The sequence below is a fragment of the Acidobacteriota bacterium genome (assembly GCA_016716435.1).
Classification (GTDB): domain Bacteria; phylum Acidobacteriota; class Blastocatellia; order Pyrinomonadales; family Pyrinomonadaceae; genus OLB17.
Genome location: JADJWI010000007.1, coordinates 192,431 through 211,117, shown reverse-complemented (window position 1 = coordinate 211,117; position 18,687 = coordinate 192,431). Strand labels below are relative to the sequence as shown.

General features: G+C 55.8%; 10 protein-coding genes. 5 read left to right on the top strand and 5 right to left on the bottom strand.

All coding sequences use genetic code 11. From position 1 onward, the window contains the following. Nucleotides 1-2: 2 nt before the first annotated feature. The 3 genes from IPM21_11920 to ychF form a co-directional block, all read right to left on the bottom strand. Complete coding sequence (locus IPM21_11920; GenBank protein ID MBK9164592.1) at nucleotides 3-2,093, bottom strand: TonB-dependent receptor; 2,091 nt, start codon at nucleotides 2,091-2,093, stop codon at nucleotides 3-5. A 115-nt stretch (nucleotides 2,094-2,208) separates the two neighbouring features. Further along, entirely contained in the window at nucleotides 2,209-2,838 is a 630-nt protein-coding gene (locus IPM21_11915) for a cation transporter (protein ID MBK9164591.1), read from the bottom strand. Nucleotides 2,839-2,866: 28 nt separating this feature from the next. Then, nucleotides 2,867-3,967, bottom strand: coding sequence for a redox-regulated ATPase YchF (gene ychF / locus IPM21_11910; protein MBK9164590.1), 1,101 nt, complete (start codon nucleotides 3,965-3,967; stop codon nucleotides 2,867-2,869). Nucleotides 3,968-4,128: 161 nt separating this feature from the next. Between ychF and IPM21_11905 the strand changes: the two genes are divergently transcribed. After that, nucleotides 4,129-7,251 carry an ERAP1-like C-terminal domain-containing protein gene (locus IPM21_11905; protein MBK9164589.1) on the top strand — a complete coding sequence of 1,041 codons (3,123 nt, stop codon included), beginning with the start codon at nucleotides 4,129-4,131 and terminating at the stop codon, nucleotides 7,249-7,251. Nucleotides 7,252-7,352: 101 nt separating this feature from the next. Here the strand turns inward: IPM21_11905 and IPM21_11900 are convergent, their stop codons facing one another. Then, on the bottom strand, nucleotides 7,353-9,725 hold the full coding sequence (locus tag IPM21_11900) for a DUF1906 domain-containing protein (protein MBK9164588.1): 2,373 nt from the start codon (nucleotides 9,723-9,725) through the stop codon (nucleotides 7,353-7,355). A gap of 162 nt (nucleotides 9,726-9,887) precedes the next feature. On the opposite strand from IPM21_11900, the gene IPM21_11895 reads away from it, so the two are divergent. Together IPM21_11895 and IPM21_11890 are read left to right on the top strand one after the other, a co-directional pair. Further along, complete coding sequence (locus IPM21_11895; GenBank protein MBK9164587.1) at nucleotides 9,888-11,897, top strand: hypothetical protein; 2,010 nt, start codon at nucleotides 9,888-9,890, stop codon at nucleotides 11,895-11,897. A gap of 18 nt (nucleotides 11,898-11,915) precedes the next feature. After that, nucleotides 11,916-13,712 (top strand): glycosyltransferase family 39 protein, encoded by a 1,797-nt coding sequence (locus IPM21_11890; GenBank protein MBK9164586.1) that lies wholly within the window; start codon nucleotides 11,916-11,918, stop codon nucleotides 13,710-13,712. 6 nt (nucleotides 13,713-13,718) lie between these two features. Here IPM21_11890 and IPM21_11885 read toward each other — a convergent pair whose 3' ends face one another. Beyond that, nucleotides 13,719-15,413: an ATP-binding protein gene (locus tag IPM21_11885; protein ID MBK9164585.1), complete on the bottom strand. Its 1,695-nt coding sequence runs from the start codon at nucleotides 15,411-15,413 to the stop codon at nucleotides 13,719-13,721. 42 nt (nucleotides 15,414-15,455) lie between these two features. On the opposite strand from IPM21_11885, the gene IPM21_11880 reads away from it, so the two are divergent. Next, nucleotides 15,456-16,646, top strand: a complete 1,191-nt coding sequence (locus tag IPM21_11880) for a succinylglutamate desuccinylase/aspartoacylase family protein (GenBank protein MBK9164584.1) — start codon at nucleotides 15,456-15,458, stop codon at nucleotides 16,644-16,646. A gap of 27 nt (nucleotides 16,647-16,673) precedes the next feature. Beyond that, a complete protein-coding gene (locus IPM21_11875; protein ID MBK9164583.1) occupies nucleotides 16,674-18,593 on the top strand; it encodes a CBS domain-containing protein in 1,920 nt (639 codons plus the stop codon). The last annotated feature ends 94 nt before the right edge of the window (nucleotides 18,594-18,687 follow it).

The window sequence follows — 18,687 nt, the reverse complement described above, 5'->3', positions numbered from 1 at the left end:
GTTCAAAACCTGATCTTGATACCGCCGTTAAAGACGCGACCCTCAAGGTGCGTATAGACCTCCGCGAAGGTCGGAGCAGTGAAGGGCGGAAAGACGACCTGGCTGTAGCGGCTTTGCCTTACATCGGTGATGTTCTCGGCGTTGATGAAGAGGCTATAGTTCTTGAAGATCTTCTCGCCGAATATACCGACAACTGTGTAGGAGCGGGCTGATGTGCGGTCCGAGAGCGTCTGACGTCCCGTAAAGTGGGCCTCGATGCCGGCCTTGAAGCTGTCGTGTTCCTCGAAGATAAGGGAAGAATTGATCTTGCTCTTCGGCGTAAGCGGCAGGATGCGATTGCCCGGAAGATAACCGGCTTTCGCGTCGGTGTAGGTATAACCAATGAAGAGCTTTGCGATGTTGTAATCGGCTCGCAGGTTCGTCTCAAAGCCCCGGCTGATCACCGAGCTGTCAGCATTCGCGTAGGCAAAACCTCCCATTGGCCGCTCTTCGAGTACGAGCGGGTCGGTGATCAGCGTGTAGAAGAACATTTGGTTGAGCGAGAGCCCGATACTGTCTGCAATGGTAGCTCGATAATTCAGATCAAACGTCCCGCCACGGCTACGCTCTGCTTTCAGCCCATCCTCGATCGGCAGCACGCCGCGGAAAAGGAGCGTTTCAGAATCTTCCGTGAAGATGGTCGGGGTCTTATACCCGAGACCGAATCCGATGCGGCTCGTCAAATTCTCCGTGAACCGATAAAGCACAGAGACGCGAGGCAATACGAAGGCACCATGATCACGAGTGCCGTCAACGCGAAGTCCGGCCTCGATCGAAAGGCGGTCGGTGATGTCCACCGTGTCCTGGACAAATCCACCGAAGGAAGCTCGTAGCTCATCGCGCTCGGCCGCGTCCGGCAGGGCGTTCGCCTCATCGAATCGGTCAAAAGCGGCCGTAAAACCGAAGACGAGTGCGTGGTTTTTGACCGGCGCAAAGAAGGCGATGTCCGTGTAGGAATTCAACTGCGTGCCGGCAAAGTTGTAGCCCGGCGTTTTCAGATCTCGATCGAAAAAAGCGATGCTCTGTTTTGCGACGAAACGGCGTCCTTTGGCTAGTTCTCGAGTAAAGTTCGCGGTCGTGACATTCCGAACTGAGACATTCTTCTCAAAATAGATGTTCTGCGGGCCGATATTTCCTCGGATGACACTCATATCGCCGCCCTTTCGGTTCTGGTAGGTGGTCGAATTTCCTATCGTCAACTGCGTTTTCTCATCGAGATAGAAGAACGCACGCGGCGAAATCGCAAAAGAGTATGTTCGCGGCAGATCGCTGAAGCCATCGTCATCTACGTCATACTCATTCTGATAATTGAACTGCCCCAGAAATGTGTAGCCAAACCGCCCGAGTTTTCGGGTCGTGAAAAGCGAAGCGTCGGAACCGAGTGCGGATGTCTGGTTAAGCAGGAGCGTTGACTCAGCCTCCTCGCCGGGCGATTTGCTGATGAAGTTAACGACCCCGGCGATCGCTCCTTCGCCGTAGAAGGTTGCCGCCGGGCCCTTGATTATCTCCACCTGCCTCAGGTCCAGCGGCGGTATCTCGAGCAGCGATTGGCTCCCGGCAAAGCCGCCGAATGACGGGAATCCGTCCTTCAACATCTGTGTGTAACGCCCGTCAAGGCCCTGAATGCGAATGCTCTGCGTTGCGGATGTGGCCGAGGTCTGCTGGACCTTTATCCCGGTGCTTTCATTCAGCACCATCGAGACATTTGCCGGCCGCATGTTGATCTTTTCTTCGATCTCTTCTTCATCGATCGCTTCAACGCGCGTCGGTTCGGCCTCGATCGTCCGACCGGAGCGGGTTGATTCGATCGTTACCTCTGCAAGCTCGTTGGTGAGTTCAAGCTCAATAATGCGTTCGGATGTATCGGAAAGAGGGAACGAAAGGGATAGCTCAACAGGGGTGTAACCGAGCGATTCAATTACGATGGTTTGCTCGCCAGCCGAAACATTTGAGACTACAGCACAGCCGCTGGAATCGGTAGCTGCAAGAATCCCAGAGCCTTTTATCGTGATCTTAGCATCAGCTATCGGCTCGCCCGTGTCGTGATTCTTCACGAAAACTCGCAGCGAATCAGCCTGTTGGCCATAGAGAGAAGTAGCCGTGAAAATAAGAACTAAGATTATTCGAATTCTTAGAAGCATGTATAAGTTCCAAATCCCAACTTTTCTTTTATTGAACGCTTCCGGTGGAAGCATTTCTCAACTCGCCCAGTGAGGAACCGACAACGCGGAATGCCGAGCGGACAAGTATGATAAAGAGAATCGAAGCCACAATGAGATCGGGAATACCGGAGCCAAAAAACCAGACCGCAAACGCTGCCACAATGACTGAAAAGTTTGAAGCGATATCATTTCGCGAACATTCCCAGACCGAGCTCATATTTATGTCTTCATTACGGTGCCGCCAGAGAAGCAAAAGGCATAGGGAATTTGCTGCGAGTCCTAAAACGGCAAACCCGGCCATCATTTCAAAGATCGGCACGTTTGGATCGAGAAGGCGGTAAACTATCTGAGCTCCTACGAAAACGGCGGCAAATAAGATCAGCGAACCCTTAAAAAGAGAAACTCTCGCCTTTGCCGCCAGCGTTCCGCCAACCGCCAATAGGCTGAGTCCGTAAGTGAGCGCGTCGCCGAGGTTATCAACACTGTCTGCAAGCAGGGATATTGAACCCGAACGAAATCCGGCTACGACGATCACAGCGAACATCACGGCATTGATGATCAATACCAACCAAAGCGTTCGGCGCTGGCGTGCAGCCACAGGCATTAGCCCGCAATCCATTTCGCAGCAAGCTCCCATATAGTTTGGTTGGATGCTCGGTTCCGGCCTAAACGTTGAATCGGAAATCGACCACGTCGCCTTCTTGCATTATGTAGTCTTTCCCTTCGAGCCGGGCGAGACCTTTTTCGCTGGCGGCTTTGCGGCTGCCGCAGGCGACGAGGTCTTCGTAGCCGATGATCTCGGCGCGGATGAAGCCGCGTTCGATGTCCGAATGGATCTCACCGGCGGCCTGCGGAGCCTTTGTGCCGATCGGGATGGTCCATGCACGTACTTCCTTTTCGCCGGCGGTCAGGAAGCTCATCAGCCCGAGCATATGGTACGCGGCCTTAATGAGGTCATCGACGCCACTAGAAGCCAGGCCGAGGTCTTTAAGATAGTCGGCACGGTCCGCCGCGTCGAGTGCGACGAGCTCGGCCTCGAGCTTGGCACAGATCGGGACAACGTCTGCATTCTCTTTTTTCGCGTGCTCGATCACCTTTTGAACGTGCGGGTTGCTTGTCGGATCGGCGAGCGTTGCCTCGTCAACGTTGGCGGCGTAGATGGTCGGCTTACTCGTCAGCAGAAACCATTTCCGCACGATCTCGCGTTCGTCCTCGGAAAGCGGAGCGGACCGCACCGGCTTTCCTTCTTCAAGCACCGGCATTATTTTCTCGATTATCTCGATCTCGCGTTTAGCGTCTTTATCGCCCGATTTAGCCCCGCGGCCTGCCTTGTCGCGTCGCTTTTCGAGCGAGGCGAGATCGGCAAGGGCGAGCTCTATCTGGATCGTTTCAATATCGCGGATCGGGTCAACCGAGCCTTCGACGTGGACGATATTCTCGTCCTCAAAACAGCGGACGACCTGGATCACGGCGTGCGTTTCGCGGATATTCGCAAGGAACTGATTGCCGAGGCCCTCGCCCTTTGACGCACCGCGGACGAGCCCGGCGATATCGACGAACTCGACCGTGGCGGGGACGACCTTTTGGGCACCGACAAGCTTTTCGAGCACGGTGAGGCGTTCATCCGGAACGGCAACGACCCCGACGTTCGGTTCGATGGTCGCAAAAGGGTAGTTTGCGGCAAGCGCCGCTTCCTGTGCGGTAAGGGCGTTAAAGAGCGTTGATTTTCCTACGTTGGGCAGCCCAACTATTCCGGCCTGTAGCATAGCGTTTATAGGGTCAGCTTGACCAAAACTCTAGATATTACATTTCGCGGGCGGCTTAAGCCAACCGTCGGGCGGTCAAAGCAACGCTTCGGCCTGCGGGCGGCACTAAGATATAGTTCTATCATCGAGCCTTTCGGCCTTGTTCCCCGAGGTAAGCAGCTATGACAAAGTATTTGATCCTGACCGTTCTTTTGATAACGATGACCGCTTTTTCACAGGCCCCAACGCTCCCGCCGATCGAGCCCGGAGTTCCGCTCGAGCTGGCAAAGTGGCGGGCCGCGCATTACAGCGACGTCCGCTACAAGCTGAACCTGACGCTGGAAAAGATGTCGCCGGTGCTGAAAGGAACGATCGAGATTCGCGTGAACGTGTCAGAACCGCCTGCGTCAGCGGGCGGCCAGTCTGCAGGCAGCCAGACCCCTCCGATCATTCTCGACTGGCGAAGGATACGAGGCCACGAGGATAAATCGACCATTTCGAACGTCACGGTTAATGGTCGGATCGCACTGTTTGGTCGACCGCAATACGTCAAGGACGGAATCTCACGATACTATGCCGAAATAAATGAGCATCTGGTCTTCTATGACAATGTCGTCATTGGAGAGAACGTGATCAAGCTCGATTTTACGTCGCCGATACTGCCGAGCGGGTCGGCGATAACGCGGTATGTGGATAAGGAGGACGGGTCGGAATATCTCTACTCGCTCTTCGTCCCGTCCGACGCGAGCACGGCGTTTCCGGTATTTGATCAGCCGGATATTAAGGCGAGGTTTGAGGTGAACTTTAAGAGACCGAGCGATTGGACGGTGATCTCGAACGCCTTGGGCGAAGATTCAGAAACTAGCTCTAGCTACAAGCCTCGTGAATATGAGTCTAATTTCGTTGAGACTCGTCCAATTAGCACTTATGTTTTTGCTTTTGCAGTAGGTCCATTCGAACGATTCTGGCTTCCGAAGGAGACTAACAAAGATGTTCGACCGGAACTAAAGGAGGCTTTCAACAAGTGGCTCAATAATGACATTTCAGTATCGCTCTCCGGCGAGGATGCGGCCCGAATGGAGAAGGAAAAAAATGCGAGGTTATCAAAAGGATTTCCGCCTGACTCCGAGTATTTTCAACACATCTACGTCCGCAGATCCCAGGCCGCCAAATTCAAGCCCCACGCTGCTGAGGTGTTTCGCCTTAACCGTGAGGCGATCAAATACTTCGAGGAGTATTTCGATTACAAATTCCCGTTTGCTAAGTACGATCTGGTTTTGATTCCGGAGTTTCCGTTTGGCGGGATGGAGCATGCGGGGGCGACGTTTTTGCGGGAATCGTCGATCATTTTCCCGCAGGAGCCGACGCGGAACGACCACATCTCGCGGGCCCTTTTGATCTTTCACGAGGCGTCGCACCAGTGGTTCGGCGACACGGTGACGATGCGTTGGTTCGACGACCTGTGGCTGAAAGAGGGCTTTGCGACATTTACGGCGTACAAGGCGATGGAGCGGATCATGCCGGAGATGATAGCGTGGAAGGTCTTCTACGAACGCGTCAAACAGGCCGCTTACCAGACTGATTCGACCAAAGGTACGACCCCGATCTATCAAGAGATCCCGAACCTCTCCGCCGCAAAGAGCGCCTACGGAAACATCGTCTATAACAAAGCCCCCGCGTTCCTCCGCCAAGCCGAGTTCTACCTCGGCGAGGACAAATTCAAAACCGCCGTGCGTGCGTTTTTGAAGAAGCATGAGTTTGGGAATGCGGGCTGGGAGGATCTGGTGCGGGAGTTCGAACTCGCCAGCACTAGAGATCTTGGGAGTTGGGCTCGGACATGGGTGCAGCAACCTGGGCTACCGACTTTTGTCTTGAAACGAGGTGGAATGTCTGTCGACTTTGTTGACGGTAGTGCAAACTCCATTACAACTCTTCGAATCGAGCACCGAGGTGGGTTGAATGAACTGATCAGATGGAGTGAGGCTCTGAAGTATTTAGTCATTTCCGCGGATGGGGAGCGTATCACCGGAAGCGGATTTACAGAGCAACCCTTTTACCAATATGGAGTTTGGGACGGAAAGCCGGTTGGAACATCAAAAGATTTCGATTTCGTTTTCCCTAACTACCAAGACTACGGCTACGGCATTTTTCTGCTTGACGAGAAGAGCCGCGAGTATGTCCTGAAGAACATCCAAAACGAGAAGGACCCGTTCCTGCGGTCGATGATGTGGGGAGCGCTCTGGGACAGCGTCCGCGAAGGCGAGCTCGACCCGCGGGAGTATGTGGAGTTGGTGGTGAAGGTTTTGCAGAAGCCCGCGCGTGAGCAAGGGCTTAACGCTCAAGCTGGAAGTAAAGCCCTTCCTGACGCGCAGGCTTCCGCAACTGACGACGAATCGACGACCGCGTTGCTGCTCAGCCGCGTCGGGACGGCGATGAATTATTACCTGTCAGAACCGCCTCCGTCAGGGGGCGGCCAGTCTGGTAGATCACCGAACTGGCCCGCCGCTGACGCAGCGGGTTCTGACCTGCTGCCCCGCGTCGAGGATATGCTGATCGAGCGAATGCAAAACGCCGAAACGCTCGGACAGCGGATTACGTACTACCGGGCGTTTCTGAATATAGCTTCGAGCGAAAGAGCTCGGGGCGTGTTGAAAGCAATGTTGTCAGAACCGCCTGCGTCAGCGGGCGGCCAGTCTGATGAACGAGAGAACCACCCCGTCGGCGAAGCGCCGACACCCCTCCTTCGTAAAGAGGGGAGCCAGAAGGACGGCAGGACGCTGGCGGTCCCCGCGATTCCGCTGAAGACGAAGGACAGGTTCGACATCGTTACTCGGCTGTTGATCTTGGGCGATCCGGACGCGCAAAAGCTTTTGGCTGAACTCGAAAAAACAGAAACCAGCGACGACGCAAAGCGTTATGCCTACGCGGCACGGGCGGGCATTGCGACGGCGGAGAACAAGGCGAAGTATTGGAACGATTTCGTCAATAACAAAGAGATCTCCGAAAGCTGGATAGAGGCGGCGTTCGGGCCGTGGAACTCGATACGGCATTCGGAGCTGACGCTTCCGTATCTGCAAAAGGCCTTGCAAGAACTGCCTAACCACAAACGCAACCGAAAGATCTTTTTCGTCAACGGCTGGCTCGGCGCCTTCATCGGCGGCCAGCGAAGCGAAGAGGCACTCGCAACGATCAACAAATTCCTCGCAGATAATCCATCGCTCGACCGCGACTTGCGTCTCAAGATCCTTGAGAACGCCGACATCATCGAGCGTGCGGTGAAGATAAGGTCGAAATTCACACGATAGGAGCGCGGACACTCCTGTCCGCATGAGCGTCGCTTCGACGCGAACGAAAGTCTCGCCGGAGGAACCGGCGATGCGGACAAGAGTGTCCACACTCCATCCAACTACGGTGCCGGCAGATAGGCGTTGGGGATAGAGCGGTCGGTCGCGACCCCGAACTGGGCCGCGTAAAATCCCTGCTGGCTTCTCTGCAAATACCAGACGCCGGTCGAGGGGCGAAAGACCGCAAGGTCCGCTCGGCCGTCGCCGTCGTAGTCGCCGGTCGAGGGCACATCGCCATCTACACCGAACTGAAACGCGCCAAACCCCTCAGTCGTCCGGAGCATATACCAGAGCCCGTCCGCCGGCCGATAGACGGCGAAGTCGGCTTTGCCATCGGCGTCAAAATCGCCCTGTGCCGGAAGGTCCGTTTCGATGCCGAACGAGGTCGCCGTAAAGCTGCCGTCCGAACTCTTCAGCACATACCAAACTCCGCTTTCTGGTCGGTAAACGGCGATGTCGGTCTTGCCGTCGCCATCGTAATCCGCCTGAACGGGCTTGTCGCCGGCCGCTCCGAATTGGACAAAGGTGAACGTCCCGCGGCTGTCGCTGTTTGCGATGTACCAAACGCCATTCGACGGCCGAAAGACCGCAATGTCCGCCTTGCCGTCGCCATTAAAGTCGCCCGCGATCGGAATGTCGCCTGCCGAGCCGAACTGCCGTGTGGAATAGTTAAGCCCTTTGAGAAGGAAGTGCCAGGTTCCGTCCGCCGGGCGGAAAATGGCGTAGTCCGTTCGGCCATCTCCATCAAAATCGCCGGCTGCCAGAATATCCGTTTCTACGCCGAATGATGTCGCTGTAAATGTCGAGTTCGAGCTTCTGAGCACGTACCAGATACCGCCCTCTGGCCGATAGACGCTTATGTCAGTTTTGCCGTCGCCATCAAAGTCTGCGTTCTGGTTCCGCGGGATCGCGTTGCCGAAAACGGGTGCGTCGGAGATATTGCCGTCGATATTAAAGGTGACCCCGCCCCATGTCTCGTCGTGCGGAGCCTGCCATTGCTTGATCCGCTGGTTGTTCGCCCATTCATTGGTCGGAAACGTCGGGAATGAGATGTATGTCCAAACGCTCATCACGTTGTCCCAGCGTGCCATCCAGATCGCGTGCATCTTGCTGGCGGGCGGCAGGTTTACCCAGTCTTCCTGCGCGTTCTTTGGCGAGCCGTAAGTGCCGGATTCATATCCGAGCTCGCGGACGCGGTCCGTCCAGCCCTTGAGAAACGCGGTCGTGGCGATGCGGCAGCCGGGCGTTTGGGCCGTCTCGTCGTACCGCTCCATGTCGTAATAGAGGATCGTGCCGAGCCCGAGTCCGAGATTGCCCGCGTCGGTTACCGCGATGCCGGCTTCTTCGCGTCCTTGGGTTTCGGCAACCGCCGGGTCAAGGCTGAATCGCGGCCGCGTAAACGTAGTGCTGGCGATGCACGGCGATTGGTAGCCGACGATCGTCGGGATAAGTCCCCAACCCATCGCCTTGACCTGCTGGACCCATGCAGCGGACAGTTGAGCCTGAGTACACCCACGATTGCGGCCGCTCATGTAGATGTTTGCATCGTGAAACCACGACGTGTCCCACCACGTTTGCATCTGCTGGACGGTGCCGGCGGTGCACTTATCAAAACCGCGATTGAGGCTAAGGCGATTCGGCCCGCCGGTCGGCGCAGAGAAGCGAGGTGTTTCGAGGGCTTCTTCATGCGCCTTTTCTCTGGCCGTCTCCGTCTGAACCATCAACTCGGCGGGCATCGCACCGGAACCCGCAAACTTTAGCACCGACCGCTGATAACAGCCGGTCTTGATACCGAGACACTCGCCGATGTTTTCGAGCGTCCACGGCCCATCGCTGATAACGCCATTGGGCTTGTCCTCAAGGCGTATGTCGATCTCGCGGCTGATAAGTTCCCATGAGCTGCCGCCATCCGCCGATCGGTATTCAGCCATTCCGATAAAGTTAGAAGAAGTTTGCAGCCGAAAGCTGAGCGTAATTAATGATCCCGCAAATGTGAGTTTGCCTGTGGCTGGAGCAGCTTCGATATCTTCAAAACGCGGAAGGGCGAGAGGGAACCTCGACCACGTGCTGCCGCCATCGGCTGATGCCGCAAGCGAAACTTCAACCCCATTCTCAACGACGGCAAAAAGTCTGCCGGCATCGAAGGTTACTGAAGCGATCCGCTCCGCGGTGCTAAGCCGGAGCGGCAAAGCCTGCCAGATCTTGCCGCCGTCGTCGGTGCGAAGAACGGTTTTGTCTGTGTGGACGATCGCCGTGGCTCCGCCGAGAGAGCGGACGCCGCGGATAAGGTGAAGCTCGGCCGGTGGCTCGGCTGCGGGTGGTCGCGACAATGTATTAACGATCTCGGGCCGACTAAATGGTGAGTCCTGCGCCGGCGTAAATGAGACGACCACAAAGAGTGTAAAGAGAAGCAAAGCAGGTAGTGCTCGCGACATAATTTCAAAGCCTCACAAAGCCATCGGGATTACTTATCAAATGTTGAGGAATTATAGAGGAATTCGATGGCAGTTTCTAGCGGCCCTTTGTGGCCCGGCGGCAAGTTTTACCGCGAAAGAATAATCGGTTACTTTAATCTACAGTTTCTGCGAGCATTGTAGATGATACTTGGACTGATAATTCTTATCCTGATCGCCATCGGCGGTGCGGCCGTTACCTACCTGATCGAGGACGACGAGCCGCTGCTTTGGCGGCTGGCGGCTGGGTGCGTGATCGGCTCGGCGGTCTTCGGGCTTTCTGGATTCGTGCTCGGTTTTGCCTTTGGGATAACGCCTGCGGTCGCGGTTGCCACCCTCCTGATCACTCTGTTGCCGCTGATTCTCTTGCTGGATGAAAGCCGTCGGAAGGCCTTTGACCGCGACCGCATTCTTGCCCGCGGAAAGCTGCAAGGGGCGACCGGGATCAAGTTTTTGCGGTTCTTTTATTACGCGTGTTTTCTGGGCCTGCTGATACTATTTTTCGACCGGGCGATCATCATCAACGAGCAGGGCATCTTTACCGGTGGCTCAAACAACCTTGGCGACCTGCCGTTTCACCTCGGGGCGATCTATGCCTTTACGGAGGGAGCGAGCTTCCCGCCGGACAACCCAAACTTTGCGGGCGTTAAGTTCACATATCCATTTATTGCCGACCTGATCACGGCGATGTTCATGAAGCTAGGCGTGGGCGTTCGCGAGGCAATGCTGGTCCAGAATGTGGCGTGGGCATTCTCGCTTCTGGTCGTGCTCGAGCGGCTTGTTCTGAAGCTGGTGGGTGACACGCTCGCCGCTAAGCTCGCTCCGGTCTTGCTTTTCCTGAGCGGCGGACTGGGTTTTGTGGTTTTCTTCGGTGACTATTTTGGGCAATCGAAGGGCCTTTTTGAGCTCATCTGGAATCTGCCGAAGGATTACACAATCGGCGATCAGTTTCGATGGGGAAATTCGTTGACGACACTTTTCTTGACGCAGCGAAGCCTCTTGCTCGGAATGCCGATCGCGCTGATTGCTATCGGGGCGATGTGGCGGGTCTTTGGTGAAACAGAAGACGCCGAAAAGTCCGACGATTCGAAAGTCTTGTACGCGCAGCTTCTGCCCTACCTCTTGGTCGGACTGGCCGCGGGAACGCTTCCGCTGATACACGTTCACAGCCTTGCCGTCCTTTTCGTTGTCGGGCTTTTTGCTCTTGGATTCAGGCCGGGTCGCTGGCGGGAACTTCTGGCGTTTGCATTAGGCACGGCGGTCATCGCAGTTCCGCTTCTTGCTTGGTCGATGACCGGCAGTGCGACGCGGACGAGCGAGTTCATCGGCTTCCACTTTGGCTGGGACAAGCGGGACGATTATTTTCTGTGGTTCTGGCTTAAGAATACGGGGCTACTCTTGCCTTTGCTGGCGACGGGAATTTATCTAGTTTGGACCGCCGCTCGGCCCGCGATGGAAAAGGCTAATGAGAAGAAAAAGGCGTCGAAGGCCGAACGCGAGGCCGATGCGGTTGCGATCAAGGCAAGCCCGACGCTTCTGCTATTCTACGTTCCGTTCGCGGTTCTTTTTGTTGTCTCGAATGTATTCAAGTTCGCACCGTGGGAGTGGGACAATATCAAGATCCTGATCTATTGGTACGTGATGTCGCTGCCGTTCGTAGTTCTTGCGATCGCATGGCTCTGGCGGCGTTTGGCAGGCTGGAAGGCCGTTGCCGCGGTTGCGGTCGTCGTGCTGACAATGAGCGGCGGGCTCGATGTGTGGCGAACTCTTTCCGGGCAGATCAATTACCGCGTGTTTGAGCCCGATGCTGTTACGGTGGCAAACCGCATTCGCGCTTCGACGCGGCCGGATTCAGTTCTGCTCAACGCTCCGACGTACAATTCTGCGGTCGTGCTCAGCGGCCGGGCTTCGTTCATGCGATACGCCGGGCATCTCGGCTCGCACGGTATTGACTACAAGCCACGCGAAGAGGACCTCAAGACGATCTATCGCGGCGGTCCGCAGGCCGAGGAACTGATAAGAGCATACGGGATCACGCACGTGCTCATTTCACCCGAAGAGCGGAACACGCTCTCACCGAACGAACAGTTTTTTGCCCGTTACCCGGTGATCGCCGAGTCCGGACAGTATCGTGTTTACAAGCTCGTAGAATAGCAACCAAAAGGCTGACGAATGTCTATCGAAGAAACGAACAGTGAGGAAAAAGGCGGCTTCGGGGCGGATGTCACGTGGCTACTTGGCTGTGCGGCCGTGACTGCTTTAGCAGCATTTCTACGTTTCTACTGGCTGGCTCTCAAGCCCTTTCACCACGACGAGGGCGTTAACGGTTGGTTTCTGACGAACCTCTTTCGCGACGGTGTTTATAAATACGATCCCGAAAATTATCACGGCCCAACGCTTTATTACATTTCGCTCGCGTTCACGAAACTTTTCGGCGGGCTTGATACCGTGACGGTCCGCTGGAGCGTTGCCATTTGGGGCGTCTTGATCGTCATTTTGGCGTTCTTCCTCCGCCGATATATCGGCCGGGTCGGTGCACTCGCCGCCGCCGCGTTCCTGGCACTCTCGCCGGGAATGGTCTTCATATCGCGATACTTTATCCACGAGATCTTCTTTGTATTTCTAAGCTTGGCGATCGTTATCTCCATTACGTCGTTCATTGAGCGGCGAAAGGCCGGGCCATTTGCGATCGGTTGGATGGCTTTGCTTTTATTGGTCTCATTTTTTCCGACGACGCTCAACATCTCGTCATCGCTCTCGTCCGGCGACCCCGATAGGTTCTTTTACATTGCCGTTGCGGTCTTTGTGGTTGAAGTGGTTTTGGTCGGTTTCGTCATCCGAATGCTGATGGTCTGGCGGGAAGGGCGGGCGATCTATCTCATAATCGCGTCGGCTTCGGCGGCACTATTCTTCGCGACCAAGGAAACGGCATTTATCACACTTGGAACAATGCTGATCGCAGTCTTCTTCGTCTGGCTTTGGCGTCGAATGCTGACGGGAAAGTTGGCAAGCGGCGGCAAAGATGAACTCGACGACCCCGAACTCAATTGGGCAAACTTTCGCGAAGCTCTTGGCTCTGGCATCGACCTTTGGCTTGTTTTGATCGCCTCGGCACTCGCGTTCATTTACATATTTGTCCTTTTCTTCTCGTCATTCTTTACGTACCCGGAAGGCGTCAGCAAAGCATTCGAGGCCTACACGATATGGACCAAGACGGGAAGCCGCGACCATACGGACAACGGGCTTTTTGCATACCTGAATTGGGGAATGAAGGTCGAGTCTCCGATCGTTATTCTCTCGGCCGTCGGGACCGCGATCGCCTTTTTCAAGGCCCGCCACCGCTTCGCGATGTTCGCCGGGCTATGGACTCTCGGGCTTTTCCTTGCCTACACGATCATTCCTTACAAGACTCCGTGGCTTGCACTTTCATTCATTCTGCCGGCTTGCATCGCCGCTGGCTACGCGGTAAATGAGATCGCCCGGTCATTCGGGTCGCTTGGGCGGGTCGCCGCGGTCGTCATGACAGGAGCCTCATTCGCGGTGCTTGCCTATCAGACCTACGACGCGAATTTTGTCAGGTACGACGACGAAAAAATGCCATACGTCTACGCGCATACGCGGCGTGAGTTTTTGGAAATGGTCGCCGACATCGAGCGGTTCGCCGAAGTGAGCGGCAAGGGGAATGGGACTGCGGTAGATGTGGTCTCGCCGGACTATTGGCCGCTGGTCTGGTACGCTCGCGACTATCCGAAGGTGATCTTTCACGGAAAGTTTGTTGATGCGCCGACGGCGGAAATGATCGTCGCGAAAAAGGGCGAGCAGGATGCTGAGGTCATTCGCCGCTATTCTGCAAGCTACGTTTACCACGCGTCCTATCCGCTTCGGCCGGGCGTTGAACTGATGCTACTAGTCAGAAAGGATCTGGCCGGTCCGGACGGGCAGGAGCTTTACCGACTTGGTGGACGATGAATCGTTTCAAATGCGGATCTTTCCGAGCTTCTCTGGCTTCTTGTCAGAATTGGGCTTCAAGTAAGGTGCTGCGTCTTGCTCGCGGTTTTCCCGGCCCTCATTGTGCCATTTCAGCCATTGAGCCGGGGCGTCGAAGGTCTCGCCACCGTGGGCCGTCAAGCGCGGGCGAATGCGGCACATCACCGGAGTATTTATGCCTACGCCCGAGATGATCGCCTGGCCTTTCGTCAGAGCCGGAAGTTCGGCTAACATCGCCCGGCCCGTGCCCTCGACAGATTGTGCGATGGTCTGCTGATCGATCGGATTTACGATCCGCATGATGATCTGCGTCATGCATTGCGAGAGCACGTCCTGATCGAGCTTGCCGGGCCGTTGGGTTATCAACCCGATGCCGACGCCGAATTTCCGCCCCTCGCTAAGGATCTGTTTCAGCACGTTGGTGGAGACAACGCTGGAACCTGCCGGAGCAAATCGATGTGCCTCCTCGAGCAAAGTGAACACCGGATAATCGAGGAAATTCTCACCCGACTTCGCATGTCCCCGAACGGTCTGTTCGCGGGCTTTTTTAACTCGTCGGAGAAGCGTTCCGACGATCACCTGCTGCAGGCTTTGCTCTATGTCCGAGAGGTCAAGGATCGTCACGCGGCCAGGCCGATAAAGGTCGCCGAGTTCGATGTGTTCGTGAGGGTGGAAAATGCTGTCGGCCTGATCGAACCGCGAATCGAGCCGCCAGAGAAGCCCCTGTATCGATGAGACGTTGCCGCCGTCGCCGGCATCACGTTCGTCCTTGCCGTATTGCTGTCGTTGTACCTCATCGCGGAGATCAAAGTAGTTGTAAAGATATTCCTTTCGTCCCTCTGCCCGAAGCTTTTCCAGAAGCGAGCGAAACGCCTGCCGTAGAAAGTGGAGCATCTTGTCCGAGGTGCCATCGGGCAGTAAGTACCGGATGTCGCCTTCGGTAAGCGATGAGAATCGGACCTTGATGCGCTCGGGCGTAAAGATCTTCACTTCTGGACGATAGCCGTCCGCCCCTAGGAATTGCTCGTCGCCCTGGATCGACGCCGTTGTGTGATACTCGCCGTGCGGATCAACTATCAGCACTGCCGCACGGTTGTATGGCCGCAGCATCTCCTCGACCAGAACACCCGCCGTGTAGGATTTTCCAGAACCGGTTGACGCGAGTATCGCGAGATGGGTCGAGACGACATCTTTCACCGAAAGGACTATCGGCACCTCGCCCGCATCTCGCGTTAGGAGCGACCCAATGTGAGCTGAACCGGCTTCACCTTCGCGGCAGGGACTAAGGACAGACGCAAGCGTGTCGGCTGAAGCGAGCCTTACGGCGTCGCCGGGGTTTGGCGGTATGCGAGGATTTACAAAGTCACCAAGTGAAAGACTAAAGTAACCGATGGTCTCGACCGTGATCTCGTAGACCTCAGGGTTAGGATCGATACCGAGAATCGCGGCGACCTCAGAAGGCCGGATGTCCGGTTCCGAGAGAAAATCGTCCGGCAGGCCGCGAATGAGCTTCCTTGCTTTCACAGTTCCGACGATGCGGCGGGTCTCTGATTCGGCCTCGGCCTCGTAGTAAACGAACTCGCCGATCCTAACGCGGCTATTGTCGCGTGTAATGAATGTGTATTCTTGAGGCAATTGGCCGGGGCCTTTAACGGTCCCGGTCAGCGTGTCGGAATCGGTCATAACTCTCGCGGTTCGATATTTGCAGAGGAGTATAGCAGAACGGTGGACTCGATAACCAAGACAGCGGAAATTGTCGCCGAGGGCGAGCATTTGATCGGATCTTTCGGGGCGGAATCCGAAGGCCCGACGCTCATGGTTTTTGGCGGTATTCACGGCAATGAGACCGCGGGAGTTCGTGCGGCTCGCCGAGTCGCCGTGAAACTTGCGGCGCTCGAGGATCGGCGTCACGGGCGAATTTTTCTCTTTGCCGGAAACACACGAGCAATGCAAAAAGGGGTCAGGTTCATCCACCAAGACCTGAACCGCCACTGGACCGATGCCAATGTTACCCGAAACGACCCGGGCTCTCAGCTCCCGCCGCAGTTTTCCGAGGACCGCGAACAAATGGAGCTCTTGGCTGCGATAGTGCCGATACTCAATTCGGCACGCGGTGAGGTCTTTGCCCTTGATCTGCATTCGACATCGGCAGAGGGCGTGCCGTTTGCGACCGTCGGCGACACGATGCGTAACCGCAGATTTGCGACCAAGTTGCCCGTAACTTTCCTCCTCGGCATCGAAGAACAGCTTGAGGGAACGCTGCTTGAATATCTTAATAATATCGGAGCGGTGACAATGGGTTTCGAAGGCGGCCAGCATTATGCCGAATCGACCGTAAACACCCACGAATCTTTGGTTTGGCTGGCAATCGAGGCGGCCGGCGTCATCAAAAAGAGTGATATTCCCGATGCGGATTATCACGCGCAGGTCGTGAAAAAGGCCACGGGCCGGCCGGAGATACTGGAGATCCGTTATCGACATGAGATCACGGAAAACGACGGCTTCGTGATGCGGCCAGGCTATGAAAACTTTCAACCGATAAGAAAGGGCGAGTATCTTGCCGACGATCTGTCCGGAAATATCAGGGCGAGCGAAAGCGGATTGATTCTTATGCCGCTTTACCAAAAGCTCGGTGAGGACGGCTTCTTTATCGGCAGGCGAGTCAAGCAATTCTGGCTTTGGCTCTCTGCCATCCTTCGATGGATGCGGCTCGGCGACCTGATACATCTTCTTCCCGGCGTTCATCCAACGGATGCGGACCGCGAAGTTTTGCGTGTTGATACAACGGTCGCTCGGTTCTTTCCGTTGCAAGTATTTCACCTTTTGGGTTTTAGGAAGCGCCGTTGGACGGGCGAGAGTTTAACCGTCAGCCGCCGGAAGCACGACATCAAGAGTCCATTTACGAACGAAGGCTGAACAGTGCGAAGAGCATAGAGGGAGACCATGGGAGAACACACAGTTCATACCGATGCAAATGATGCCCACGTCCGCGAGTTTACTAAGGCAGTCCTTACGGATCTGCACGTACTTGAGGAGATGCTTGGATCGGGTAAACTCGAGACGGGCGTTAGCCGCATCGGTGCCGAGCAGGAGATGTTCCTCGTGGATTCGGCTATGCACCCGGTGCCATACTCGACGCAATTGATCGCCGCGGCCGGCGACGAACGCCTCACAACCGAGATCGGTCAATTCAATCTCGAAGCGAATCTGACGCCTCTCGAATTCAAGGGTGATTGCCTTCGCAAGCTCGAGATCGAGATCGCAGAGATACTCGCCGCAGTGAAACTGCATATGACCGAGCGCCGCGGCGATGTCGTTCTTTGCGGCATCCTGCCGACGATACAGGAATCTGACCTTGTCGAAAGAAACCTGACGCCCGGACCGCGATATGCTCAGCTCAATAAGGTTTTGACCGCGCTTCACGGCGAGGACCGGGTCGTTCATATTAAGGGCCTCGATGAGATCAGGCTCCATCATCAGGACACGTTTCTGGAGTTTTGCAACACCAGCTTTCAGATACACCTTCAGCCTAACATTGAGGACTTTACGAACTCGTACAACTGGGCACAGGCGGTTTCGGCACCGGTGCTGGCTGCGGCCGTTAATTCGCCCGTACTGCTCGGACACAGGCTTTGGCACGAGACACGGCTTGCACTTTTTCAGCACGCGGTCGATGAACGCTCGCCGGTGCATCAGGGCCGCAGCCGTCCCGCTCGGGTCACGTTCGGACGAAGCTGGGTCAATGATTCGATCGCTGAAATGTTTCACGAGGATGTGGCACGTTTTCGCATCATCTTGACCCGCGAGATCGACGAAAATTCGCTGGAAACATATCGTCGCGGCGGTATACCCGAGCTCAAGGCGTGGCGGATGCACAATGGCACTGTTTGGCGATGGAACCGCCCCTGCTACGGCATATTGGACGGCCGTCCGAGCCTTCGGATCGAGGCCCGTTATCTTCCGGCTGGTCCGACCGTTCTTGACGAGGTCGCGAACGCGGCGTTCTTTCTGGGGCTTATGAAGGCCCTGCCCGATAAATACGGAGACGTCCGCGAGCGTATGGAGTTTGACGACGCAAAGACGAACTTTTTCACCGTTGCCCGATACGGGCTCCGCTCGCAAATCACTTGGCTCGACGGCCAATCCTTTTCCGCTCCTCAGCTTATCCTCGACGAGCTTCTCCCGCTCGCACGTAAGGGGCTCGAGATGGCGGAGATCGCCGCAGAGGACATCGACCGTTACCTCGGGACACTCGAGGAACGCGTACAACAAGGTTCCAACGGAGCGCGATGGACTCTTGACTCGCTGGCAAAAATGGACCGTGCTGCCAAGACGAACATCCGGATGCGGGCTCTCGTCGCCGCGATGATCAAGAATCAAGAGGCGAATATGCCGGTACATAGATGGCCGCTCGCAACTATCGAGAAGAAATCTGATTGGATCGACAATTTTCGGACAGTTGAACAATTCATGTCCCGAGACCTTTTCACCGTGCGGCCGACCGATGTGCTTGACCTTGCTGCTAGTTTGATGGAATGGAGGCATGTCCGCCACGTTCCAGTCGAGGACGACCACGGTCACCTCGTCGGTATTGTCTCGCACCGAGATCTCATCTCGATGCTGGCGACGAACCGTGCGAAAGCCGCGGACGATATGGTCGTATTGGACGTAATGAAACGTGACCTTCTGACCATCTCGCCCGAAACGCCGACGCTTGATGCTCTTTACCTGATGCGTGAGCGAGGCATCGGCTGTCTTCCGGTTTGCAAGAACGGCAAACTGGTCGGAATGATCACGGCCCACGACTTCCTGACGGTCTCGACCCGATTGCTTGAGGAAAGGCTTACTGAAGACGAGCCTTAGCAGGAAAGAAGTGACACTCCGATCGACCGTTTTCCTGAACTGAGCTTCGGTGAAACGGTCATTTTTCTGTTCTGACACAACCTGTGAAACCTTG